The organism is Proteus vulgaris (assembly GCF_033708015.1).
Taxonomy (GTDB): Bacteria; Pseudomonadota; Gammaproteobacteria; order Enterobacterales; family Enterobacteriaceae; genus Proteus.
On sequence record NZ_CP137920.1, the window covers coordinates 3717724 to 3740452 of the forward strand.

38 protein-coding genes are annotated in these 22729 nt (G+C 39.1%); 11 read left to right on the top strand and 27 right to left on the bottom strand.

The window, feature by feature from the left end; all coding sequences use genetic code 11:
* Positions 1–7: 7 nt before the first annotated feature.
* The 12 genes from SB028_RS17425 to SB028_RS17480 all read right to left on the bottom strand — a co-directional run bounded on the left by SB028_RS17425 (position 8) and on the right by SB028_RS17480 (position 7316).
* Complete coding sequence (locus SB028_RS17425) at positions 8–613, bottom strand: HK97 family phage prohead protease (protein ID WP_006533922.1); 606 nt, start codon at positions 611–613, stop codon at positions 8–10.
* Positions 603–1832, bottom strand: a complete 1230-nt coding sequence (locus tag SB028_RS17430) for a phage portal protein (protein WP_318859681.1) — start codon at positions 1830–1832, stop codon at positions 603–605. The genes SB028_RS17425 and SB028_RS17430 overlap by 11 nt, the downstream gene beginning before the upstream one ends.
* Complete coding sequence (locus SB028_RS17435) at positions 1822–1983, bottom strand: hypothetical protein (RefSeq protein ID WP_006533924.1); 162 nt, start codon at positions 1981–1983, stop codon at positions 1822–1824. Before SB028_RS17435 ends, SB028_RS17430 begins: the two co-directional genes overlap by 11 nt.
* Positions 1980–3710 carry a terminase large subunit gene (locus SB028_RS17440; protein WP_252957043.1) on the bottom strand — a complete coding sequence of 577 codons (1731 nt, stop codon included), beginning with the start codon at positions 3708–3710 and terminating at the stop codon, positions 1980–1982. Before SB028_RS17440 ends, SB028_RS17435 begins: the two co-directional genes overlap by 4 nt.
* Positions 3707–4201: a phage terminase small subunit P27 family gene (locus SB028_RS17445; RefSeq protein ID WP_161706117.1), complete on the bottom strand. Its 495-nt coding sequence runs from the start codon at positions 4199–4201 to the stop codon at positions 3707–3709. Before SB028_RS17445 ends, SB028_RS17440 begins: the two co-directional genes overlap by 4 nt.
* A gap of 232 nt (positions 4202–4433) precedes the next feature.
* Entirely contained in the window at positions 4434–4781 is a 348-nt protein-coding gene (locus tag SB028_RS17450) for an HNH endonuclease (protein WP_318859682.1), read from the bottom strand.
* A gap of 86 nt (positions 4782–4867) precedes the next feature.
* Positions 4868–5287, bottom strand: a complete 420-nt coding sequence (locus SB028_RS17455; protein WP_318859683.1) for a hypothetical protein — start codon at positions 5285–5287, stop codon at positions 4868–4870.
* A 527-nt stretch (positions 5288–5814) separates the two neighbouring features.
* Positions 5815–5976 carry a hypothetical protein gene (locus SB028_RS17460; RefSeq protein WP_318859684.1) on the bottom strand — a complete coding sequence of 54 codons (162 nt, stop codon included), beginning with the start codon at positions 5974–5976 and terminating at the stop codon, positions 5815–5817.
* Positions 5973–6434, bottom strand: a complete 462-nt coding sequence (locus SB028_RS17465) for a lysis protein (protein WP_318859685.1) — start codon at positions 6432–6434, stop codon at positions 5973–5975. Before SB028_RS17465 ends, SB028_RS17460 begins: the two co-directional genes overlap by 4 nt.
* A 2-nt stretch (positions 6435–6436) precedes the next feature.
* Positions 6437–6595 (bottom strand): hypothetical protein, encoded by a 159-nt coding sequence (locus tag SB028_RS17470; RefSeq protein WP_318859686.1) that lies wholly within the window; start codon positions 6593–6595, stop codon positions 6437–6439.
* Entirely contained in the window at positions 6577–7047 is a 471-nt protein-coding gene (locus SB028_RS17475) for a lysozyme (protein WP_318859687.1), read from the bottom strand. Before SB028_RS17475 ends, SB028_RS17470 begins: the two co-directional genes overlap by 19 nt.
* Positions 7047–7316, bottom strand: a complete 270-nt coding sequence (locus SB028_RS17480; protein WP_036904926.1) for a bacteriophage protein — start codon at positions 7314–7316, stop codon at positions 7047–7049. Before SB028_RS17480 ends, SB028_RS17475 begins: the two co-directional genes overlap by 1 nt.
* A 170-nt stretch (positions 7317–7486) precedes the next feature.
* Here SB028_RS17480 and SB028_RS17485 point away from each other — a divergent pair, with 170 nt between their 5' ends.
* Positions 7487–7666: a hypothetical protein gene (locus SB028_RS17485; RefSeq protein ID WP_290013701.1), complete on the top strand. Its 180-nt coding sequence runs from the start codon at positions 7487–7489 to the stop codon at positions 7664–7666.
* Here the strand turns inward: SB028_RS17485 and SB028_RS17490 are convergent.
* Positions 7656–7829, bottom strand: a complete 174-nt coding sequence (locus tag SB028_RS17490; protein ID WP_318859688.1) for a hypothetical protein — start codon at positions 7827–7829, stop codon at positions 7656–7658. The genes SB028_RS17485 and SB028_RS17490 overlap by 11 nt on opposite strands.
* A 250-nt stretch (positions 7830–8079) precedes the next feature.
* Here SB028_RS17490 and SB028_RS17495 point away from each other — a divergent pair, with 250 nt between their 5' ends.
* Positions 8080–8994: a hypothetical protein gene (locus SB028_RS17495; protein WP_318859689.1), complete on the top strand. Its 915-nt coding sequence runs from the start codon at positions 8080–8082 to the stop codon at positions 8992–8994.
* A 109-nt stretch (positions 8995–9103) separates the two neighbouring features.
* Here the strand turns inward: SB028_RS17495 and SB028_RS17500 are convergent, their stop codons facing one another.
* The 12 genes from SB028_RS17500 to SB028_RS17555 all read right to left on the bottom strand — a co-directional run bounded on the left by SB028_RS17500 (position 9104) and on the right by SB028_RS17555 (position 16049).
* A complete protein-coding gene (locus tag SB028_RS17500) occupies positions 9104–9655 on the bottom strand; it encodes a DUF1133 family protein (protein ID WP_318859690.1) in 552 nt (183 codons plus the stop codon).
* Between the two features lie 26 nt (positions 9656–9681).
* A complete protein-coding gene (locus SB028_RS17505) occupies positions 9682–10707 on the bottom strand; it encodes a DUF968 domain-containing protein (protein WP_318859691.1) in 1026 nt (341 codons plus the stop codon).
* Entirely contained in the window at positions 10704–11507 is an 804-nt protein-coding gene (locus tag SB028_RS17510) for a KilA-N domain-containing protein (RefSeq protein WP_318859692.1), read from the bottom strand. The genes SB028_RS17505 and SB028_RS17510 overlap by 4 nt, the downstream gene beginning before the upstream one ends.
* Positions 11508–11525: 18 nt before the next feature.
* On the bottom strand, positions 11526–11912 hold the full coding sequence (locus SB028_RS17515) for a RusA family crossover junction endodeoxyribonuclease (RefSeq protein ID WP_318859693.1): 387 nt from the start codon (positions 11910–11912) through the stop codon (positions 11526–11528).
* Between the two features lie 62 nt (positions 11913–11974).
* Entirely contained in the window at positions 11975–12145 is a 171-nt protein-coding gene (locus SB028_RS20780) for a Lar family restriction alleviation protein (protein WP_198794126.1), read from the bottom strand.
* Positions 12142–12537 carry a hypothetical protein gene (locus SB028_RS17520; protein ID WP_318859694.1) on the bottom strand — a complete coding sequence of 132 codons (396 nt, stop codon included), beginning with the start codon at positions 12535–12537 and terminating at the stop codon, positions 12142–12144. The genes SB028_RS20780 and SB028_RS17520 overlap by 4 nt, the downstream gene beginning before the upstream one ends.
* Positions 12534–13172 (bottom strand): phage N-6-adenine-methyltransferase, encoded by a 639-nt coding sequence (locus SB028_RS17525; RefSeq protein ID WP_318859695.1) that lies wholly within the window; start codon positions 13170–13172, stop codon positions 12534–12536. The genes SB028_RS17520 and SB028_RS17525 overlap by 4 nt, the downstream gene beginning before the upstream one ends.
* Positions 13169–14233, bottom strand: a complete 1065-nt coding sequence (locus SB028_RS17530) for a conserved phage C-terminal domain-containing protein (RefSeq protein WP_318859696.1) — start codon at positions 14231–14233, stop codon at positions 13169–13171. The genes SB028_RS17525 and SB028_RS17530 overlap by 4 nt, the downstream gene beginning before the upstream one ends.
* A 181-nt stretch (positions 14234–14414) precedes the next feature.
* Positions 14415–14594 (bottom strand): hypothetical protein, encoded by a 180-nt coding sequence (locus SB028_RS17540; protein ID WP_318859697.1) that lies wholly within the window; start codon positions 14592–14594, stop codon positions 14415–14417.
* Positions 14595–14682: 88 nt separating this feature from the next.
* The gene (locus tag SB028_RS17545; protein WP_318859698.1) at positions 14683–15141 is read right to left on the bottom strand and encodes a YmfL family putative regulatory protein; all 459 of its coding nucleotides are present in this window, start codon (positions 15139–15141) and stop codon (positions 14683–14685) included.
* A gap of 15 nt (positions 15142–15156) precedes the next feature.
* Entirely contained in the window at positions 15157–15819 is a 663-nt protein-coding gene (locus tag SB028_RS17550; RefSeq protein ID WP_318859699.1) for a hypothetical protein, read from the bottom strand.
* A 50-nt stretch (positions 15820–15869) separates the two neighbouring features.
* A complete protein-coding gene (locus tag SB028_RS17555) occupies positions 15870–16049 on the bottom strand; it encodes a Cro/CI family transcriptional regulator (protein ID WP_318859700.1) in 180 nt (59 codons plus the stop codon).
* Between the two features lie 105 nt (positions 16050–16154).
* Here SB028_RS17555 and SB028_RS17560 point away from each other — a divergent pair, with 105 nt between their 5' ends.
* From SB028_RS17560 to SB028_RS17600, 9 genes are all read left to right on the top strand, one after another.
* Positions 16155–16793: a LexA family protein gene (locus SB028_RS17560; protein ID WP_375804079.1), complete on the top strand. Its 639-nt coding sequence runs from the start codon at positions 16155–16157 to the stop codon at positions 16791–16793.
* 126 nt (positions 16794–16919) lie between these two features.
* Complete coding sequence (locus tag SB028_RS17565) at positions 16920–17123, top strand: hypothetical protein (protein WP_318859701.1); 204 nt, start codon at positions 16920–16922, stop codon at positions 17121–17123.
* Between the two features lie 366 nt (positions 17124–17489).
* Positions 17490–18362 carry a recombination-associated protein RdgC gene (locus tag SB028_RS17570; RefSeq protein ID WP_318860150.1) on the top strand — a complete coding sequence of 291 codons (873 nt, stop codon included), beginning with the start codon at positions 17490–17492 and terminating at the stop codon, positions 18360–18362.
* Positions 18363–18443: 81 nt separating this feature from the next.
* Positions 18444–18977 (top strand): HD family hydrolase, encoded by a 534-nt coding sequence (locus SB028_RS17575; protein ID WP_318859702.1) that lies wholly within the window; start codon positions 18444–18446, stop codon positions 18975–18977.
* Positions 18970–19422 (top strand): single-stranded DNA-binding protein, encoded by a 453-nt coding sequence (gene ssb / locus SB028_RS17580; protein ID WP_318859703.1) that lies wholly within the window; start codon positions 18970–18972, stop codon positions 19420–19422. The genes SB028_RS17575 and ssb overlap by 8 nt, the downstream gene beginning before the upstream one ends.
* A 257-nt stretch (positions 19423–19679) precedes the next feature.
* Positions 19680–19961: a hypothetical protein gene (locus SB028_RS17585; RefSeq protein WP_318859704.1), complete on the top strand. Its 282-nt coding sequence runs from the start codon at positions 19680–19682 to the stop codon at positions 19959–19961.
* Between the two features lie 2 nt (positions 19962–19963).
* Positions 19964–20539, top strand: a complete 576-nt coding sequence (locus SB028_RS17590) for a hypothetical protein (protein WP_318859705.1) — start codon at positions 19964–19966, stop codon at positions 20537–20539.
* A gap of 2 nt (positions 20540–20541) precedes the next feature.
* Positions 20542–20748, top strand: a complete 207-nt coding sequence (locus SB028_RS17595) for a hypothetical protein (RefSeq protein WP_318859706.1) — start codon at positions 20542–20544, stop codon at positions 20746–20748.
* 247 nt (positions 20749–20995) lie between these two features.
* Positions 20996–21241, top strand: coding sequence for a pyocin activator PrtN family protein (locus SB028_RS17600; RefSeq protein ID WP_072065179.1), 246 nt, complete (start codon positions 20996–20998; stop codon positions 21239–21241).
* A gap of 43 nt (positions 21242–21284) precedes the next feature.
* Here the strand turns inward: SB028_RS17600 and SB028_RS17605 are convergent, their stop codons facing one another.
* Both SB028_RS17605 and SB028_RS17610 read right to left on the bottom strand, forming a co-directional pair.
* Positions 21285–21572 (bottom strand): DinI-like family protein, encoded by a 288-nt coding sequence (locus SB028_RS17605; protein WP_318859707.1) that lies wholly within the window; start codon positions 21570–21572, stop codon positions 21285–21287.
* A 53-nt stretch (positions 21573–21625) separates the two neighbouring features.
* A complete protein-coding gene (locus SB028_RS17610; protein WP_318859708.1) occupies positions 21626–22708 on the bottom strand; it encodes a site-specific integrase in 1083 nt (360 codons plus the stop codon).
* Between the last annotated feature and the right edge of the window lie 21 nt (positions 22709–22729).

Below are 22729 nucleotides of genomic sequence, written 5' to 3' on the forward strand. Positions count from 1 at the left end.
TATTACCTTATGCATTGAGTAAAGTCATAAGACGCTCACGCGCCAATTTTTGGTTAATTGCTTTTTGGAGATCGCCACTGTCTCTGGCTTCTTTCCATGCATTCATTGAGCGAACCGCAGAGTCTGCATCTTGATACGCCGGATAGGTGACAGGGCTGACATCATAGAGTCGAGAAAATCGTGTTATTTCACGGATCACGACTCCCTCATCATCTTGGTACCAGTCTTCACCATCCCGCGCGACACGAAAGGCAAAAGAACTTTGATTGATATCGCCACGTTGCATCGGTGCCAACACTAAATCACGAATGGTTTGTGTATCAGGTGCCGTAATATCGTAAACAAGCCCACGTTCATTGACGCTAAGCGACAAGGTTCCTGCTGTGGTTCGCCCTAAAATATAATTTGGATCGTGATTAAATAACCCGCGCACATCATCATTGAGTACATCATCAAATGCGCCTGGCTTAATGATTTCACGGAACCCATAAATCAGCTCAGATCGGGAATCGAAAACAGAGCCTAAACCCACGATATGTGTCGGCTTATTTTCCTCTCCCGCCTCTGCCCGAACCTCACCGACATAACATCGTGTTTCTTTTTCACTGCTCATCGTTATCCCCTTTTTGTTCTTCTGCTTTTCCCCCTGCTGGCTTGGAGGCATTGACACTCACTAACATTTCATCAAGACCATCGACAGGATTCATGTCCTCAAAGGCACGCGCCTCATTACGGCTCATCCAACCATCTGTAATCGCAAAGTGGTAGAAATCAGCACGTTCCTTTGGTGTTCCACGTAATAAACCCGCTAAATTAAATCGCACATAAAAGCCGGCGGTTCGCTCTTGTCGAGTAAATAAGCGTCGATTTAATTCCTGTTCCCAGTTCACCACCCACGGCATGATGGTATGCCGTACAAACTGAATGGATTGTTCTGAGATGTTTGAGAAAGTGGCTTTTTCGAGGTCGTTAATCATGTGAGCTGGTACATTGAAGATCCCTGCAATCATTGAGCGATTAAGTTTCAACATATCAATCAATTGAGCATCAACAGGAGAAACCGTCAGCGCCTTGTAATCCAGATCGGCAGGTAAAAGCATGGTTTTATTTTCTTGACTTCGTAACATTCGGGAAGCTTTTTGCCACATATCTTTCAGTCGCTCCCAGCCGTCTTTCTGTAAATCACCCTTCACTGAGACGATACCTGCCGGACGAGCATTACCACCGAAAAACGAACTTGTGTATTTCTGCCCGGACATACCCATGCCGATGGTTTCCGCATGTTGAATGATTGGGCTGATCCCCATTCTTTGATTATTCCCTAACGACCGAATATGGATCATGTCATCGGGGCTAATAGCAAAGTTACCCAATTCGTTATAAACACCGTAAGTGTATCGACCACCAGTATTAAGCAGTGTCGTTTCCCACGGCATACAAGCTTCTAAATTTGTCACCTCGCCTTTTCGGTTACGAATAACTTGGGTATAACCATTTCCCCAACCCAACACATGACGCTCTTTTGTTTCGCGCCACTTATAACTGGTTTGCCACTCGTTAGGCTCATCATGAACTAAATAAAACAAAGGATGATCACGCGCAGTTTCTACCCTATTACCCGACTTTCGCATTACATGCAGTGGCATCTGGGCAATAGACGATGAAAGCACATAAATACAAGCGTAAACGGCGGCTAATTTCATGGATGTTTCAGGGCTAACATATACATCAGCCGTAAATAATCCGTCATTATCAATAGAGTCAGCCGTAATAGGTGTGTTAGGGTTCTCTAAACTGGGTGAGTCGTTGCGAAATAGAGCATCAATTAACACGTTTCCCCCTCATAGCTACCGCCAAGGCATAAGTTATTGCAATGCAACCACCGATAATCAGCGTGTTAGCAACACCATATTTTAGATAACACCCCGCCATAACCGCACCAACACCAGCCAGTGCAGTGATATCAAGTAATAAGTTTTTCATAGGAATAAAAGGTCTTCGTTAGGATCTAAAGAGGAAAGGAAGTCACGCTCTTCATGTAGCATTGCTCGCCCAATTGCCATAATTAATGCAACTGCACCGTCAATTTTGTTCTCGTTCTGCTCTTTAATGGGCCTCACCACATCGTCATTACCTGGTAGATATTTACCAACCACATTCCCCATACACCATGTCATAATCGGATTACCATCATGATGAAAGCGCCCAGAAGCAATTGCAGCTTCAAGCTCTTTCATTGGATCTGACATATTTGTGTAGTTTTGAACGATTGTGATAGGGTTTAGCCCCTCATCGGCTAAATGATGCGATAAGTTAGTTGCTCCATGAGGATCAATTGGGCTTTCACTAATGGGTGTATTGAGATTATCTGCTATTGCATCTTCCAAAATAACGCGGTAATCAATCTCCGCACCATCAGTGAGGGTTAAATGTTTTGTTTCTACCCATTTTTTAAATCGTTCTGCAGTACGCTGATTTTCAATATCAGCACTAAAAACTGCATTGTAAGGCACATAAAAACTAGGTGAAATGCAGTAATAATGACGCTTGCCTTCTATTTCACGAGTAAACAACTTTACCCGCGAATTCATATCTATTTTTCTAGCTAAGTCAAGACTTTGATAGCAAGACTGACCTTCAAACATCTCTAACGTGAGTGTTTTATCCTCACACGCTCGCCAACTCAACATGTTAAAGAAAGCCGAACGAGCAGAAACCCAGATATTTAAATGTTTAGTTTTGAAAATACTGGCTAATCGAGGGTTGTTTTTAGCTCTATTTTGCTGACTAATAAGAAACTCACTATAAACAGAAACCCCCATATTGGGATTAGCTTTCTTCAGTGTATTCGGATCAGTCCAATCATCTTTTTCATCAACGGTATAAATGACACCAAATAATTCATCATTAGGCACTGTTCCATTGAGCATTTCGATCACTTCACGGCGCTTATCGTAACATGGTCCTTCGATATTATAACCCGCTGTTGTGATAGCCCACATCAACGGCTGACGTCTAGCACCCATTCCTGTTAGCATCGTTGTGTAAAGGGAGTCAGTATCATGCTCATGGTATTCATCCACAATTGCACAATGTGGAGATTGACCATCACCTGGGTCACCAATCAGCGGTTCAAAACGCGCCCCATCTTCAGGGCGATTCATGTTTTTTGCATTAACTTCAATGCCAAATGCCTCGGTTAACAACGGAGTGCGCTTACACATCAACTTAGCTGGTCTAAATACTTCCCATGCTTGTTTTTCTGTCGTAGCACCAGAATAAACCTCCGCACCAAATTCGTTATCACAAGTAAAGCAATACAGCGCAACGCCTGCGGAAATAGCTGATTTCCCATTTTTACGCGGAATTTCGGTATACACTTCACGAAAGCGACGAAGTTTTGTTCCTTTTTGAACCCACCCAAATGCACTACAAACGATAAATAGCTGCCAAGGTTCAAGCGTAATAGGCATTCGTTTAAATGCCCACTCACCTTTGGTGTGGGGCAATAACTGAATAAACTTTGCAGCTTGCTCTGCTAAATCCTTATCAAATCGATAGCGAAATTTTCGCGATTTCTCTTGCGCCATATCATCAATATGTCGCTGGCAGGCATCAATCACATACTGACATGCCACAATCTTGCCACGCACCACATCACGCGCATATTGATTTGCCGCATTGACGTTCGGGTAAGATTTACGGCTCATGATGAAATAATCCTCATAAAGGGGTTATCTTGCTTTTTTTGCCCCGCAAGACCAATTAATCGCTGACGACTACTCGGATCTAAACCCAGCATTGCGCCCGTACGATCCATTTCACTTTCTTGTTCTTTTTTTGTCGTTAAATCAGGATTTTTTATTGGCCCTCCCGTGGCGCCAATTAAGCGAGTACCATCACGCATGATCGCAATTACCGCATTACGCCAAATATGATAGGCGACACACCAACGTTCAAGCACAGCGAGATCAGTAATACATAATATGCCTTGACCACAAAGCTCCTTGATTGTGACTTCCCACATAACAACAGCAAGCTCTAGTTTGTTTTCGGTAAACCAATCTGGTGGCGTCACACCTTTTAATGGTGTGAATACCGGCTCGTCTTTATTGAGCGCTCGTTTCCCCGGATTACCGGCCAATTCTTTTCTGGCGGTAGGCTTCGGGCGACGACCAGATTTGCCCGGAGTGCCAGCCATAAATAAACCTCCAAATAATTCAGGATCCGATGCATAAATATGGCTAAACAATTAGCCAGTTTTAATTTCATTTTTCGCGGGTATAAAAATTGACTTAAGGGGGCAGTCCTATAAGGCGAAAGTGGTAGAGATTTGACCCTCCCCTCCTCCCCATATGTTATAGTTTCAACATGAAATTAAATATTTTTATAACTTTATATATTTGTTATATATCAATGCGTTATGAGTTTACCTAAATTCTTTCTTTCGCTGTCTTAGTTCTATGACATTGAATGCATAGCGACTGCAGATTATCTTCTGCATCGGTACCCCCATGTGCCTTAGCAATGATATGGTCGACTGTTTTCGCTTCAGTTGCTCGTCCTACTCTTAAGCATTCCTGACACAAATACTTATCACGTTTGAGTATACGTGCTCGTAACTTATCCCATCTGGTACCGTAGCCACGTTGATGACGGTTCTTGCCTTGCTGGTGGGTTTCCCATCCTAGGTTCTGATGATCTTCGCAGTAACCATTACGTTCTGTTGTTGTCTTGGCGCATCCCTGTTTGCGACACGCTCTTGGTATTCGAGGAGGCATGTTATCTCCTATAATTTAAAGGTCAGATATCTGCCATTTTAAAGAGGAGGATAATACCCTTTATTGAACATAGGGTATTTTCACCTTTACTTCTGACTACACCACGTTTGGTTATTTAGATCACTCACAGCTTGTGCCCACGCTTGATGCTGAGTTTCCATTGCTCTTTTTAACTCAGTGATAGCAATATCTTGTTCGTTGGCTTTCATGCGTAAATCTGCCAGCAGAGCATTGATATCCTGCTCTACTTCACCAATAGCAAGCACACCACTAAATAACGCATCACCTGATGCATTAAATTTAATCTTTGGTGAACCAATGACAGCATCTTTAATGGAACACTTGCCTAGAGCTGCAATAAATAAATCGTTGCGTTGTTCTGGTTTAATGCTGACCTTGATACCCACATCTTGCATCAACTGTTTAATGTGGGTGAGTTGCTCTTCTAGCTTATCTAACTCACTTGTATCTACTGAGACTTTTAATTGAATAGTGTTATCTGACATTGTGTTCTCCAATAAAAAAGCCACCAGCGATTAACTGATGGCTATCTATATAAACTCTATCAACGCCACTCAGTGAATGACGTTTGTAGAATTAATTATGTCTCTCCATAGTCACGCCGTTTCTTCTCTCATAGCTGACGTTGCTACCCGTACTAGAACTGAGTGGATTCATTGTTTTTGATTCTCACTATGCGCTCACTGTGAGGTAATGCAGGTCATGGCTAACATAGGAGACAGCGACAATGCGACGCATTAATAATGCATGGAAATCTATTTGATTTATTCAATAATAGATGGGTTATATTTGTAAGTTTATGTACAAGTAATTATACTTAAATCTCAATCAACCCCGTGTTGATATCTAATTAAGCTCCATTTGCTTTACTTTACTTTACTTTGCGCTCCTTTTGGGGCGCTTTTTATTTTTAAAAATAGTTGTATACTCATTAAGTATTTTATTCTTTTTTGCTTCATTTTAACCGCCCTGTGGGAGCCCAAACTCACAGGGTTATTTTTATCTACTTACTTCAATTTCCCGTATTGCTTTCTTGTAATAGATGCTCTGCAAGTTTCAATGAAAAATAATGCGCGTATTTACTACCCGCTGAATCATATTTGTACTCGAGAGGCTCGCTCTCTTTCATGAATGATTCTATTTTTGAGGCTAACACTTCTTTATCTTCATTCATTGAGTACACTCCGTTCTAATGTAATCCTGTAAATACAAAGTTTGCTGCTCGTTCTCGACTATCATTTCTCTGAGACGTAAATAATCTTGTTCAACTGCTTTGTTAAGTCGTGCGGTGGTTTCATTGCTTCTGCTTTCGGTGGAATTCTTGGTGACTGCTGGACACTCGGCTTTGACGTACACCCGCTTATTACCAGAGTTAACAGCATCACGAAGAGTGTTGATTTCATTCTTTGCATTAACAAGCTCCTGTGTGTGCCTTATATCAAGCTGATTGAGTCGCTCTATACGTACTTGATAGTCAGTATTGATAGCCTTCTGCTCTTCAAGTGTGGCGGTAAGTTTTTTATTGTTATCTGTCAGCGTGTTAATTCTTTTAGCTTGTGCATTAATCAGCACGCAACCACCAGCAACAATACCCACCATCACAATGACAATGTAAATTTTCCAGTATTTCATAATTAGTACCGATGATGTGAGAGAGCTATCTGACAGCGCTTTTCTAAACTGGTTTTATCGTTAACACATGAATTATCAATTGAGAGATAAACACCACCAGCGACCGTAATGAGTAATACGAGGATAAAGCTGATAACGACAATTAAAGATTTCCATGACATAGTGCTGACTCCGCATCTCTACGACTGACTAACCCTCGCCAAACCTTTCCGCCCGCATAAACCCAGCGCTTCATTTCTTCACAAGCGCCATACTGATCACCTGCGTTTAATTTCTTTAGCAATGTAGAACGTGCAAAAGCTGAAGTGCCGACATTGAATGCGAAGGAATATAGAGAAGCTTTTGTTTTATCATCCAATGGAACTTTAACCAGGACATCAACTTGTTGTTGCGTTCTAATAAAGTCTTTCTGCAGTAATTCATCACACTCTTGCTGTGTGTATGTCTTGCCTTGAATGATGTCACTCCCTGTGTGTCCATAACAAACCGTCAGAACTCCGGCAACATCGCGGTAAGGTTCATAACGCACACCTTCAAAGTAACCAATTACTGTTATCGCAATACTTACCGCACCTGCACTCGCAACTGCAGCTACCTTCTGTTTTAGATTCATTAAATGTCCTTTTTAGCTTTAGTCAGCATCTCGCCAACTATCTTTTCTATGTCTTGCGGATCACTAGAACAATTTCGATGAACTAATTCAGCAAATAGCGCTGTTCGTTTCCGCTGTTCTCGCTGTGTCATAAAATAAGTTGCTAATCCAAGGAGCATGCTGAATCCCATCCCTATTACAAATCCCCATTCATAAAGTGAGAGACTTGCAAAAAAGGCAGTTAAGCCAGCTGTTCCGTAGGTAGCATTGGTCAATTTTTCCATGCGCATATACACCCCCTACGGAGTGTCCGTTGATGATTAATGTGAGTGAGTTAAACGTGAAAATATGAAACTTAAGTTAAACTGATGAGTCAGCCCAGAGAAACTTGCCGAAGGATTGGCTGATTCACTTCGGTGTGAGGAATTTTATGCAATTTAATTTAATTCATGTTTCAGGCATGGACCGAGCTAATGATAAGAACACATTAGATATTGCCTTACGAGGTTCGGATGGATCGATCCACCATTTCACAATAGATGTCACAGGTAAAGTTGTAGAGAATTTAACATTAAGAGATATTGAAAAATTAGCTATACAACACGCAAAGAATAGCTTTGCTAACTGTACTAACGGCTAAAGCTTTCGACTGCAGTAATTCGCGTGCTTAGTATATTTAAATCGCAGCTCGTTGCCTTTTGCATATCAGCGAGCTGTTTTTGTAACTCTGTTATTTGTTGCCCTTGTTGCTCGACTTGCGCTGACAATATACTAATTGATACTTCTAAATTTTGATTACTCATAACTACCTCTCTTATACGAAAAAAGACCGCCTAAGCGATCTTCAAAATGAGTTGTTCGGAATAACCGAACATGTGAACCATCCGGAATTACCGGATAGTTGGATCACCACAATTCAGATAATAACTTTTATTAAATATCAATAGGTTAATCGAAATCCCCCTCATTATTGAGGAGTAACTAATTGTTAAGGATCACTAACCTAAATTTCATTGTATAATAATTGCTCTGTACAAAAATAAAGGTATTACAATGGCAAATAAAATATATCTACAAATAGACGATGAAATTGTCCAAGTACCTGACTGGAGCATTATAAAAAATAGGGAGCATTATACTGAAGCACTTGACATAAAAGGAAAATCATTAGATAAAATAATAGGTTACTACGAACTTGATGAAAAAATATCTTGTGGTCTGAAAAATTGTAATACTCCTCATTTACGAGGGTATATTGTAAAAACCGATGCAGAAATAGAAACAAATATTGGTAATGCCTGTGGTAATAAATACTTTGATGTTATTTTTGGTGAAATGTCATCGGAGTTTTTAAATAAAGTCGAATATGAAAAATTAAAACAAAGTGCCCGACTAGCTAAACCAGAAATATTCACTTTGTGGAAGAAAATAAATGAATTAACTGTGGGTCCAAAAAACATTTTATGGGCAATACGTTTATTTAAAGATATATCCGACCCTAATATAATTGGAAGATCTGCTTATAATAGACTTCAAATTATGTATGGCAATAATGACAATAAAGTCTACTTAACCACGCTCACAACGGCTAAAGAAAAAGAGTTAGCCGAAGTTGCAGGCCGACGTATTGATGAAACAGTCGATATCGTTGTTGGACAAATCAAGTATATAGATTTTTTATCAAAGGATGATAGCTTGGATTCTATCTTTTATTCTGAATTAAAAGCACCAGTATCGGAATTGGAATCCTGTGATCCCGAAAGAACATCAAGAACCAAACTAAAGAAAATAATGGTAAAAATAAACGCCATAAATACAAATATAACTAGATTGAAAGATAAACTGGAAATAGCGAGACTATTTTTCACAAACAAAAATTTATCACAATTACTTAAATGGATGGAAAAAGATGAGAATGTAAGTAATGCTGATATAGAGCGGTATCAAATATTTTTGGAAAAGCTATAAATAAAAAAGCCCCGCATTAGCGAGGCTTTAAATTCATTTACTGTGTTGCGTGTATAACTTCGCACAGCATATATGAAGACTATAACTTTATCGGCAAAATAGTCAAGCTTTATTCAGAATAATGATACTCTCTATCAAATCTATCGCACATTGGGCGATAGAGCATAAATTCAGCCACATTTAGCCATGCTTTAACTCTGTCCTGATATGTACGCAAGCAATAACGACCATCTTTCTCACAAAGCTCTAATGCTATCTCATGTTTTGATTTTTTATAAACATAGTGCTGCTTAAGAATATTCAGCAACCCAGCATCTGCATTCATTACTTCACAAATAACCTTATCCATTTCACCACCTTCAGTATCAGAGCAAAACCACATACTGCTAAGCGTTTTTTTATCCTTAAACTCATCTAGAAACATCAATAAAGTTTCTTTGGATAATCCCGATGTATGCATTCTATTTATTGCATCCTTTAAGGCTTTTTTTGTGATTGTTGGTTCTTCCAATAATTGATTGAACATACTTGTAGCGCTAGGAGCCTTACTAAAAGCCGCCCATCTTCCCCACATTTTTAAACGCCCACGGATCCACACACTTTCCAGTGTACGTAATTTTAAATGCTCTTCGCCTTTACCTACTGTCAATGGGTAAATCATCTAATACTCCTCGTGCCGTACACACGTTAAATAAATGCACCGATACCTAATGAACGGTTTAAAAAATGAAATAACAATTCGAGTTGATTGCCGTGAGTAGCTTCCCATTGCTTCGGGTCTCGATGTAACTCGTCATGATGAATACGACATAATGGAATAGTGAATAAGTCGTGAGCCTTAGTACCCATACCTCCCATACCATGACCTATGATGTGGTGCGGATCATCAGCCTGTTGCCCACACACGCAACAAGGTTGAGTTTTTACCCATTGCAACCATTTGATATTTTCCCAACGTTGCATTTTTGGCTTAAGAAGAAATGACGCTGGTGGCTCAGGATCAACGACAACTTTAATAACCGGTTTTATCACATCTAAACGCTCATTCATTGCTGATAGCGCTGTCACGTTACTTGGAATAATGTCAGCTTCAGGAAAACCACCATGAACTCTGCGTTCTTCTTGTTTATCTGACCAATTTAAAATCTGGCGTAATATTGGTTCAGGTAATTCATCAACTAATTTATGCATTACTGCAAATGAGAAAAAATCAGGTATTGTCAGCTGGTGTCCACTATCTAATCTCAAACGACTACGAATAGTATCTAACATCCAATTGATACGATTTTTATGAGCTAATTCAGCAATCCAACCCGAAGATGAATGGCGAATATGATTATCATGATGCCAGCAAGTGCGAATAACTCCCGCTTCATTAAGGGTCGTTACTAATTCATGGTGATGATAATTGTCTTCATCGTTATCAATCTGACAGCATTTGATATTACTAATAACCCACGAATCCATCGGTGCAACCTTATCTATGGCGTGGATCACTTTTTTGCTATTAAGAAATTGAATGATGTGCTTATTGTTTAAAATTGGCTGTTCATCGCCAGTTAAAGCTCCTGAGGGAAGAACATCTAAACTTTTCGGCACATCACTAATAATCACGCGATGGTGCTTTTTAAATTGCTCGAGTAATTCCGCTCCCGGCTTAAGCAATACAACCCCGAGTTCTGGCTGAATGTAGGGTGTTAATAATAATTTCATGCACTCACCTGTTTATTCAGCATCACCATACGGATCAATTCATCCGTTTTACTCTCAAAGAAATGTGGTTGGGTTTCACGAGGATTATTAGGGCTGGTCATATTCTTCCCAAACTGACAACCTCTTGCCGTAACAGACCAAAATTCTTTAGTTTTGTTAGCAGTTTTCGTGCTTGGACGTGATAAACGCTCAACAATGCCTAGTTCGGCTAATCGTTTATAGGCTTGCTGTGCTGAAATGGGTAAGTTGTGTTTGTTGATCAGCGTTGATAATGCAACTGTTGGACGACTGGAACCATCCATGGAACCACTTGGCGCATCAATCGCATAAACAGGCGCTAACTCAGGTAAGCCCGCCATTGCTTGTAATTTTTGATAAGCACCTAACTTTGATGAATTCGAGAAATTTAAACTTTTAGACATTGATTCCAGTAGTATCACGCCCGCCTGCACTTTATCACTGAGTTTCTCTTGATGTTGTTGTGTCACTAAGGCATCAAATGTGCGGATCACTTTTAAATGAAAAGAAGCACTGATCCACATTGCGTAGGCATACACTAATTCTTTGCAAACATAGGTGCCTTGATTATATCCACCAGCCACAGTGACAATAGGCGCTCCTGTGATCTCAGGAGCGGTCGAAATTTCATCAACTAACTCTTTAGTTTGAGCTAATGAACTCCAATTTGATGGCTGATGCCGTTTTTCACCACCTGACACTCTATGTAAATCATTTAAACAATAACGACCGGCTACATCTCTACGAACCTGAAAACCATCAATAACAATTAATCCATTCATGCTATTTCTCTCCACGTTTTAATCGTGACCGTACATCACGTTTTTACTATGCTGACGAATGATTATTTCAAGCTCCCCGCCTTTAATAACGTCCATCCATTCAACATCCATTTTTTTAATCTGCTTATCATCCACCCATACACCAGCATGAGTAAGGGCATCAAAAGGTGCTTTTAAGAAATTATCAATATCTCTAGCCTGCTTAGTTGGTGGGTATAATTTCACCGAAACAAACACGTCACTCTCAATAGCCTTAGGTCTACGCTTTAATTGTTCATAGACTGCTGCAATCGCATTTGCTCTAAAGACTCGTCCTTTTGCACTGACTAAGGTTCCTCTTTTGGTATTTCTCCAATAAGTATTTACACTAGGTGGAAATGGCAGCGTGAGCATGAGTTCAGGCATAAGTCCCCCACAACCCAATAGCCAGCATGAGAACAAACCAAAAACCTATAAACAGCGCGTATTTAGTTAGCATTGTTCATCTCCCTTTTATTCCAAGCCTTCAAAGCACCGTCGAAATCATTAGCAATAGGTCCTCGTGCCCCACATTTTTGACAACGAGTAAATGTATTGAACATCACCTGCATGACTTCCAGTTTTTTAGAATTACAGAATGGGCAGTGAGCATTGTTCATGAGTGATTACCTCTTGCTGCTCTTACTAATGAGTCATACGGCTCAGTGGGTAATTTACCCATATATGCAAAATTAGAGGTGGCGTGTTTTACCCATATGATTGTTGGAATACCTCGTTTTTTAGCTTTCTGAGCATTTAGCTTTTCGAGGTAGACAGACTCTCCTGACTTACGCTCCTCTATCATTACGTTATGAACTTTTTTAGCCTCATTCGTCACTTGATAGTAAAGCGGGTACTTTTCACTAACTCTGGTTAATGCACCGAGACTATGAAGATGAGCAAGTGCACGAGAGGCACCACCTAAAGTGGTTTCTAAATCACGAGTAATAATGTCGCGATCTACGACTTCACCAACTTTGTATAACGCTAAGATTTGCTCTGTGATTTTCATGCAACACCTCTCGATACAAGCCACTTCGCTTGCTCAACAAATGTTTTACCGATTTGCTCTAACTCACTGCGTTGAATGTAATCAATGGCTTTACCATTCCACGTTTTATCAAACACCACGATAGCACCAGCAAAAAATGCCCCTGTTGGTACTTGGTTTTCATCTGCAGGAACAAACCATTGTGGAACATCAAAACCGACACGACCGCGAATAAAACAAATATGGTCCGCTTCTTCACACCACCATGTTTCGCTTGTGGCCACTTTCAACAAGAAAACATAGCGCCCACCTTTTTCACGCATAGCTAACGCATGATTCATGATGTGGCGAACACCAGTAACAGGTTGTTTTTCATGATATGAACTACGTGAGTACGGTGGATTAGCGAAAGCAGAACCACCAATTTCCTTGAGTTTTTCCGACCAGTCCTGAGTAAGCGCGTTATCCTCAACCGTGTAGAAATGAGGGCATTTGCTGTTTTGTGCATCAGTAAATAGATCTAGCGTGAACGGCCCATAGAGTGAATTGATACCCCAAAAAAGATTTTCAGGTGTTCGCCACTGATCGCCAATTTCTTTTAATTTATGGGCTGATTGGCTTTTCAATGTCTGTAATTTCAATGCGTAATCAATCATTGCTGAGCCTCCTGCGCAACTTGCTCTGTCGCCTGTTTCCAGATACCACGGAATGAAGCTAAACCAGCAACTTCATTCATACGACCAAGACCATTTTTCTTTGCTTGCTCAACAGCTAATGCTTGAATACGGCTCTCAGGTTTCCAGCCGGATGTGAACATTTTTCTAAAAGTTTCATCGCGCTCAACTGTATTAATTTCTACCGAAACTTCACCAGGCTTTAACCAGCGACCATTCACACATTCAGGTCGTCCAGCATCACGCCATTTAATCGCCTTATCTTGATATTCAATACAATTTTCAGGAATAAATAGCGTCTTAGGACGTAAGTAATCCTGCATCTTTGGGTCTTTCTGCCATTTAGCTGTGAGATAATCGGTGATTAACATTAGGTCTTCAGAAGTAAATCCTTCTGCTAATCGAGCCCTGATATGACCTGTTGTGGTTTTACCTTCACGATATTTGGAATTTGTCGCCTTATTGAAATAATCTAAAATTAATTTTTCAGGCTGGTTGTCGGGTTCAGTAGGAACCTGACAAGAAGAGTTAGTCTCTGTTGTACTCTCTGAAGTAATCTCTGTTGTATTCTCTGTAAGATCAGGCCATTTTGACCCGTTCAGAACAGCGCATTTTGAACTGTTTGAAGGTTTCAATTTGCGCTTATCGATAAGGTCATTTTGAACTGTTCGATTAGATGAATTATCACTGCTCGATTGGGTCATATTGACCTCATCGGTCAGCAGGTGATGACCGTAGTTAATCGCGTAATAATTAGTACGGTCATGGTTCGATTTATTGATTTGCTCAATGCGTAAAACGCCCTGCTTTTTTAAATTAGTAAAAGCACGTTTAATCGTTGATTCAGAGAAAAAAGGAAATTGATTCTTCCACTCTTCGACGGTGTTATAAATCCAGCGCGAGCCGTCATATTCAACACCTGAAGTAGTTTCAGTTAGCCAATATTGAATTTGCTGTAACAGCATCGCCTCATTTAAACCAAGACGTACCGCTAATTCAGGAATAACGACTAAAGGGCGACTTTTTAGTAATAATAAACTCATCTTGCCACCTCATTACTTAATACGTGTGTACTTCTCTTTAAATCGTTGCAAGGGTTCACATTGCGGATCGTCACAACCATCCAGCATAAAAATGACTCGCTATTTTTCTCTGTCATAACGAACAACATGAACAACAATACCTCGGTGATTTTTGTAGTAGCGATCAAGTTGGTTTGGGTTCTCATTGTTCATTGCCCGCCCTTAAACCATGTTTTGAATTGAAATCATCTACCAGCCAACGCATAAACTGGTAGTTGGTTTCTTGGTACCCGTCTGGTACTTTAATTTCATAGACAAAACGACCATTACGCATTGAAGCCCGCACTTGCGTGCGACATGCTAAATTTGGTAATCTACTCATGCTAATTTCTCTTCACACAATTGAAATTTGCAAACCGAAGCCAGAGGCCGTACACCTTTGGCTTCACCCTTTCTGGATATAACCATCTTTAATTTCTCTTTTGATGTAACGAAACAAACGCATTCATAAATGTGCGGATCTGTGAAATTAATCCATCCAACATCATTTTTATTTTTTGCTCTTCATCACCATCAATAACGCCATCAGCTAAACTTTCTTTCATGTACAGAGCTAAGCGCCCTTGCATTTCGTCAACATTGCTACGTAATGCGAATAGTTCTGTCTGATCTAAATCAGCAGGGCTAATCCTGTCCACGAGTAAGCGATTTGATTCACGAGCGACAAATTCAGCAAATAAAACGGTCTTAGAAATATCTTGCATCGCTAACAGCTCGTTTAAATCAAACGAACGGCACCCGTTTTTCTCATAAAGCTTGTTGTTGAATGATGTTAAAGACAGACCAAGCGCACCAGCCATTGCCTCACGTCCACCAGCTGTTGCCTCACACATTTCTTTCACTACCTGTTTTATTGATTGGTTACTCATAGATACCTCTCTTTATTAAAACCACAGCCATTGGCAAAAAGTCTTGCGTGGCATGATGTAAGGCTTTTCTGGATTATTTCTATAAAACCGTTTTGCCTTTAACTCATGGAGCTTCATCCAGCGCTTACGTTTTGCTAATATTCGTGGACTAATACATTCGCTAAACATTATCCCTAGTGGGATCATCACTAAGGACGCAAATAACATACCGATAAGGGATGATTTAATATGCTCGATGTCTTCTTGGGTCACTTGGTCTTGTTTCTCAAAACTAGCCTCAGCCTTATTACTTTCTTTTGGGCTATTTTTTCCTTTTTCTTGGGAACTTGGCTCGGTCACTCCCTCGCTCGGAGAAGAGACAAAAGAAAGGAATTCAACGCTATTGCAGATCCGTTGTTCTTGCTTCTTGATAAATTCCTCGACGACTGTAAAGACGGGAAAAGAGACATGCCTCGTATCACTCGTGATGACTTCAGAGCCTTGCGCCCTCACTTGACCACAAGACAATGCAACAACTATAACCATGCCGTAGACAGATTTTTTGATACTCTTAAAAGCAATGAGCTTTATGAGGATGATTGGATTTATCCTGTTATTAGGAACCCTGCAGAGATGATCCCCAATATCAATAACCTTATGGTTTTTATTAAACGCCGTTAATTTTATTGAGTGACTCATTCCTACCACCATTGATAAATTCTTGTAGTTAACTGTTTTAAATGGATTTGCTATTGTTTGTATAATTCAGGGTTATATTTAAGCTTCCCTTTGGTTAGCTTTTCAATTTCATAAGCCCGGCCTTTTGGAATGATATACCCCCAACCGCATACAGATGGGTGCTTAATACCAAGAGCTTTTGCTGTATTACATGTCCCACCAAAAAAACTGATTACATCTTCCTTTTTCATTTGTAATCCCATAATAATTAGTTGATGAATGTAATGTAGGATATCTTACATCATATTGTCAAGATTCTTACATTATTAAGTGGTAGGTTTTCCTACATGAAAGAGATGAATGAACGAATTAGACAAAGACGTCTTGAGCTAAAAATGACGCAACAGGATCTAGCAAAAAAAGCTGGAGTTAATCGAGTGACAGTTACCGGATGGGAAAAAGGAGATTATCAGCCAAACGGCGCTAACCTGCAGGCCCTTGCTAATGCTCTTGAGATAAACCCTACGTGGCTTGTTGATGGAAAAGAGGAATCGTCATCTAACGTTTCATTTTTTAAATTCAATAAATCAGGAGGAGAGTATCCTCTTATTAGTTGGGTTAGCGCTGGGAATTGGTGCGAAGCGATAGAGCCATACCATAGAGGTGCTGTTGATATCTGGTATGAAACAACAGTTCATTGCTCTGAGGAGTCCTTTTGGCTAGAAGTTAAAGGTGATTCAATGACATCGCCTTCAGGTTTAAGCATTCCTGAAGGAATGGTAATACTTGTTGATCCAGAAGTAGAGCCTGTAAGTGGTAAGCTGGTGGTCGCTAAGCTAGAATCTGAAAACGAAGCTACATTTAAACAATATATTATTGATGCAGGGAATCACTACCTAAAGCCATTAAATCCCCAATATAGAATGATCTCAATAAATGGCAACTGTCGAATTATTGGAGTTGTTGTTGACGCTAAAATAGCCCGCCTACCCTAGTATCTCCCACCCTCTTCTTGAGGGTTTTTATTCCTTCAACTTTAAATGTAAGTTTTCCTACAAAACAACTTGACATAATCATGTCGGATATCCTACATTAAATACATCAAATATGTGGGAGAAATTATGACAACCGAACCAGTAATCATAGCACCAGATAAATTCACTGATGGTGACGCTATAAAATGGATGAAAGATAAATTGCAATCTATTGATCATCTGTTTGAGCTACATGCTAAACGTGAAGAACTAGTGAATGATTTATCAAAATTGGATGCTGAAATAGCAGTGTACACAGAAAGAAGTGCGTTACAGATACAAAGTAAATGATTTTTATGTATGAAGAGAGCGTGTGAAGAGAAACAATGGCTGACTGAGTCTTTTACCATTAAAAGGGGTTGTGGTGATAATGTTCTGCTCAGTCAGCCATTTTTATAAAGTTAGTTTTATAACCAAAGAGCGTGGGCGTGAAAAAAAGTAACCTGCAGTCAGCTAGAAATCCGAATCCCAATCGGGCTGATGAAACCACAGGTGGTCCGCTCTTTTTGATTATGAATCTAACAATAAGTAAGGGTACTGGCATTCATCCATGACAGTCCATATCAGGTATCTACTGTAGCTAGTACCCTTTCTTATTGTGTGAAGTGAATAAACTGTGTGAGGAGAAATAGCGTGTCTCTTTTTAATCAAAAAGCAATGATTGTTTATAACCTAAACAGACCTATTGATGCAGAAGAATTAAATAGCTGCATCCAAAAATTAAAGTGGGTTGAATGCAAGCCAACAGATATGTCTACCATTGGTTTTGTTTCGCCTGCATTTAATGATGATTTGGTCTTTGAGGGGAAAGGTCATTTGTTATTGGCAATAAGAAAGGAAGAAAAAATCTTACCTCCTTATATCATCAAGAAAGAAACTCAGCATAAAGTAGAAAAGCTTGAGGGAGAGCAAGGTAGAAAGCTAAAGAAAACAGAAAAAGCTACAATTAAAGATGAAGTTATTTACTCTTTGTTGCCACGAGCATTTAGCAAGCATTCAACTGTTTACATCTGGATAAATACAATCGATCATCAAATAATTGTATTTACAGGAACGAGTAAAAATGCAGAGAGCAGTCTTGCTTTATTACGCAAAGCCATTGGCTCTCTCCCTGTTGTTCCATTAAGATTTGATTCAATTGAAATATTATTAACTAATTGGGTAAAAGATAATTCTATTCCAGCTCAATTGCAATTAAATGGTGAAGCTGAATTAATTGCCATCTTAGAAGAAGGTGGAATTGCTAAATTTAAAAAGCAAGATTTGATTTCAGATGAAATTTTAACTCATATTGATGCAGGTAAATTCGTTACAAGTTTATATTTAAATTTTAAAGATCGAATTGATTTTACTATTAACAGTGATTTTGTTTTTAAAAAAATAAAGTTTTCAGAGCAACTGATTGATACTAATGAAGATATTGATAGAAAAGATATATCATTAAGATTTCAAAGTGATTTTTATTTGGCGACAGAAGAACTATCTAATTTAATTAAATATTTATCAAATCAATTTAAAGCGCCATATTAATTTATTTAGCTAACACTGGGGAAATTTAATCTCGATTAATTCGAGAGGGATCTTTATTACTTAAATTATGTGGAGAGAATAATGTCTTATATTGCAACTGCAACGAATAAGCACTTCTATTACCTCGATGTACGGATCGAGGATATAGATATTCAAGACATTGCGACGGGTTTAGCTAATGAATGTCGCTTTAATGGACAGATTGATAATTTCTATTCTGTTGCTCAACACTCAGTATATGTCCGCTATTTAGTTGCACCTGAATATGCTTTAGAAGCCCTACTTCATGATGCCAGTGAAGCCTATGTCAAAGACCTGCCATCACCACTTAAAAAGCTATTGCCTGAATATAAATTAATTGAATTACGTGTAGAAAAGATTATCCGCAAAAAGTTTGGGCTACCTGAATCTAAATCTGATGCGGTTCATTTTGCTGACTTAATGATGTTAGCCACAGAAAAGCGTGATTTAGACATTGATGCAGGTAGTAACTGGTTAATGCTTGAAGGTATTCCAGCAAGTGATTTTGTTGTTAACCCACTAACACCACCACAAGCAAAAGCCCTCTTCTTACGTCGTTTCAATGAACTTTATAAGGGGACTGAAAATGGCTAACGGATCAGTAAACAAAGTAATTATTATCGGCAATTTAGGGCGCGATCCTGAAATTCGCTATCTTCCTTCTGGTGGTGCTATTGCTTATTTAGCTGTGGCCACATCAGAAAAATGGCGTGACAAACAAACAGGTGAAAATCGCGAAAAAACAGAATGGCATCGTGTCGTTCTGTTTGGAAAACTCGCTGATATCGCCAGTGGCTATTTGTGCAAAGGCTCGCAAGTTTATATCGAGGGCCAACTACAAACGCGCGAATGGGATGATAACGGCGTTAAACGATACACAACAGAAGTTGTTGTAAGGATTGGAGGCACAATGCAGATGTTAGGCGGTGCTAGTAAATCAGCAGGATCACAACCGGCACAACAACCGCAACAGTCAAAGCAACAAGCTCCACAATATCCTGAACCACCAATGGATTTCTCAGACGACATTCCGTTTTAACACCCTACCCATTTAACCAAAGGATATATTTGCAAGGATGCAAACAGGAGATAGATATGAGAAGGAAAAAGTATCAATGCCATGACTGCGGAGATGAAACAAAAATAATCCAATCTCATGATCAGACGTCAAATACATATGGTTTCATAATTCAATGCCTTAATTGTGGGTATGAGGCTGGTCTATTCGACACCATTGAAGATGCGGAGATGGTAATCAAGTGTAACTCGCAGGGATGCAATGAAGAGGAATGAATAATGGCAATAGTTCAGTTTTATATAGCAGGCGGTAAAGGCGAAGACCCGTCAGGAATTAGTGAAGATAACCTCTATGAATTACCAGATGATCATAATTTCAGTGCTGATGATGACCTCGATTCATGCATTGAAGCATGTGCAGAATATTATCACGCTGATTGTGACGGATGGGGAGATAGATGGCCCTTGTTATTCATGTTGTGGATTGATGACCAATATCTTGGCACGTTTGAAGTTGAGCGTGAGTTTGACCCAGTGTTTTCAGCAAATAAGGTGGAATGAATATGAAAGAACGCGGAATTATTTTTAATGCGGAAATGGTGCGCGCCATTTTAGATGGGCGTAAAACTCAAACTCGTCGCATCGTTAAAAATGTAATGCTTGATAATGGAATATGGCTAAAAAAACCGACCAAAACAAGAAGTGGCACAACTACACATGTCTTGGATGCTCCAAAACATAATTTGTGCCCCTTGGGTAAAATTGGTGATCGCCTTTATGTTCGTGAAGCATTTAAAGCTGGAGTATGCACTGAATCAACAATTGCATATAAAGCTACACATAAACCATCTAATTTAGAAGAAGGATGGTATGAAGAAATTAAGTGGACTCCATCTATTCACATGCCTCGCTGGGCTTCACGCATCAAGTTAGAGATCACCGATGTTCGTGTAGAGCGTTTAAAGGATGCTGGCGATACTGAGTTTAAAGCTGAAGGTTACCCTTTAGAACGTGAATTAACTGGTGGTAGTATGGATCCGTTTTGCTGGTTTCGTAACCTTTGGGATTCAGTGTCACCTACTAACTTTAAATATGCAGATAATCCGTGGGTGTGGGTGATTGAGTTTAAAAGGATTTAATGATGAAAATAAAAGGTCAATTAATTAGTAGTCAGCGTTATTTAAATGAGTATGTTGTTTTAGATAAAGTTAAAAGATTTAAAGTGTTTATTGTCGATATATTGCATGTAACTTTAAGAGGTAAGCAATATACATTATTAGTAAATGGGCATCATAATTTCGCAGCTGCAAAAAAGGTTAGGGATAAAACCGCAATACAGAACACCTAAAAAATTATTAAAAGCATTTAACTTCTGGTCTCAAAGTGAAAGAGAAACTTTTATTATAAATAACCTAACTGATAGCCATTTATATGATGTAAATACAGGTGAGGTTGTGCAGGAGTTAATGGAACCAGATTTTAATAATATGTCATTTCAACGAAATCTAACAAACGGATTAAAATTGTATCAGCAATAACCACCAGCATTAACTAATATCTATTTAAACTGTGTACGGACAGTGTGGAGAGAAAATATGAATACAGTATTTTTATTGTTAGCTGAATATGAAACGTCTCAAATTCCTCTATCTGTTGTTGCTGAGAAATTCCTTAGCATATCGCCTTCTTGGGCTGATAAAAAAGCTAACCTTGGCGAGTTACCATTTCCAACATACAGGGATAATCAAAAATCAGGAAGATTGGTGCATATTGTAGATTTAGCGGAATGGATAGATAAAAAAAGAGAAATAGCAAAACAAGAATTTGAACACCTTCAATGAGAAAAACAAGCTGGAAAATAGATATAATCCAGCTTGTTATCTTTTACTTATCAAAATATTCAAGCTCATCAGAGTTAGACGACTCAACCTCAGGCATCCAGCTTGTATCGCTCCATATTTCTTCTAGTGCATCGGTTATTTTGTCTTTTTTTTCATTTTTCTTTAGTCCATCAATGATTAACTTTGTTTGTGAGCCCCACAAAGCGCTAACCTCCAGCTCAGAATAAGAAGAGGAAAGTTTCTTTTCTACTTCTTTTTTCAGCACGTTAAACATATCTGGGTGGGTATTTTTTTGAATTGCTTTATCAAAAACTAGTTTTATATGAATCATGAACACCTCCAATCACTGTTTATTTATACAGTATAATTTAGAAGTGAAAAAGATCAACTTTTATTCAATTTATTGAATTTATCATGCAATGATTTGGGGTATAACTCTGTATATACCTGCCAGAGAATATTTAAGGATCTATGTCCTGTCACTTGAGCCACTTCTTCAATACTAAAGCCCGCTTCAAATAAACGACTCGCCCCTTCTCTTCTCAAGTCATGATATCTAAGATCTTCAATCCCTAATGCGTTTCTAGTGCGCTGAAAACCCACCGTAACTGATCTAGGATTATAAGGAAAAATTCTATCGCTTGTTTTTGGTTGACGATTCAGTATTGTCCATGCATCACCTAGTAATGGTACTGACATGTGGTTACCTGATTTTTTTCGCGGATCTTTTCTATCTCTAACAATTACTGATCTGTTTTTCTCATCAACGTCTGTCCATAGAATTTTGCACACTTCACCAATACGCATACAACTCAGAATAGAAAAATCTAAAATATCAACATAAGGGATAATGCACTCTCTATGCTCACTCCGTTTTTTCAACGCTTCTCTTAGTTGTTTTAATTCTTCTTTTTGTGGTCTCCGACTACGCCGTTGCGATTTACCAATCAACCCCATTTGAATTAGTAACGGGCGAGCTTCATACGCTGGATTGGCAGTATATTCTATGCCATAGATAGGTTTCGCTGATTTTAATACCGAGGTTAAATAACTAACATCATGGTTAATAGTTGATGGTGATGCGCCTGATGCGTGTCTATGCCTGCAGTGGTCAACAACATGTGAAACGGTAAGTTCTGTTAGCCCATATTTAGACAAATCAGAATCAAACAGCATTTCTAAAACATACCGTTTTGTTCTTCCTGCTTTCCCACCAAGATCTGGATCATTTAAATATTTAAACAGTAAATCTCTGACAGTTATTTTTGCTGCATCAGTTGGATCTGGTATACCGTTTTGCTCTAGCTCTAAAACACGTTTAGTTCCCCATGTTTTTGCATGAGCCTGTTTGGTGAACGTTCTGCTTTCATTATAAATTCTCTTTCCACCAGCTTTCACAGAAACAGAACATCTGTATCGAGCAGTGCCATCTGCTCTATCACGTTTTGATATGGTATAGTAAGCCATCTCTATATAAATCCTCTCTCA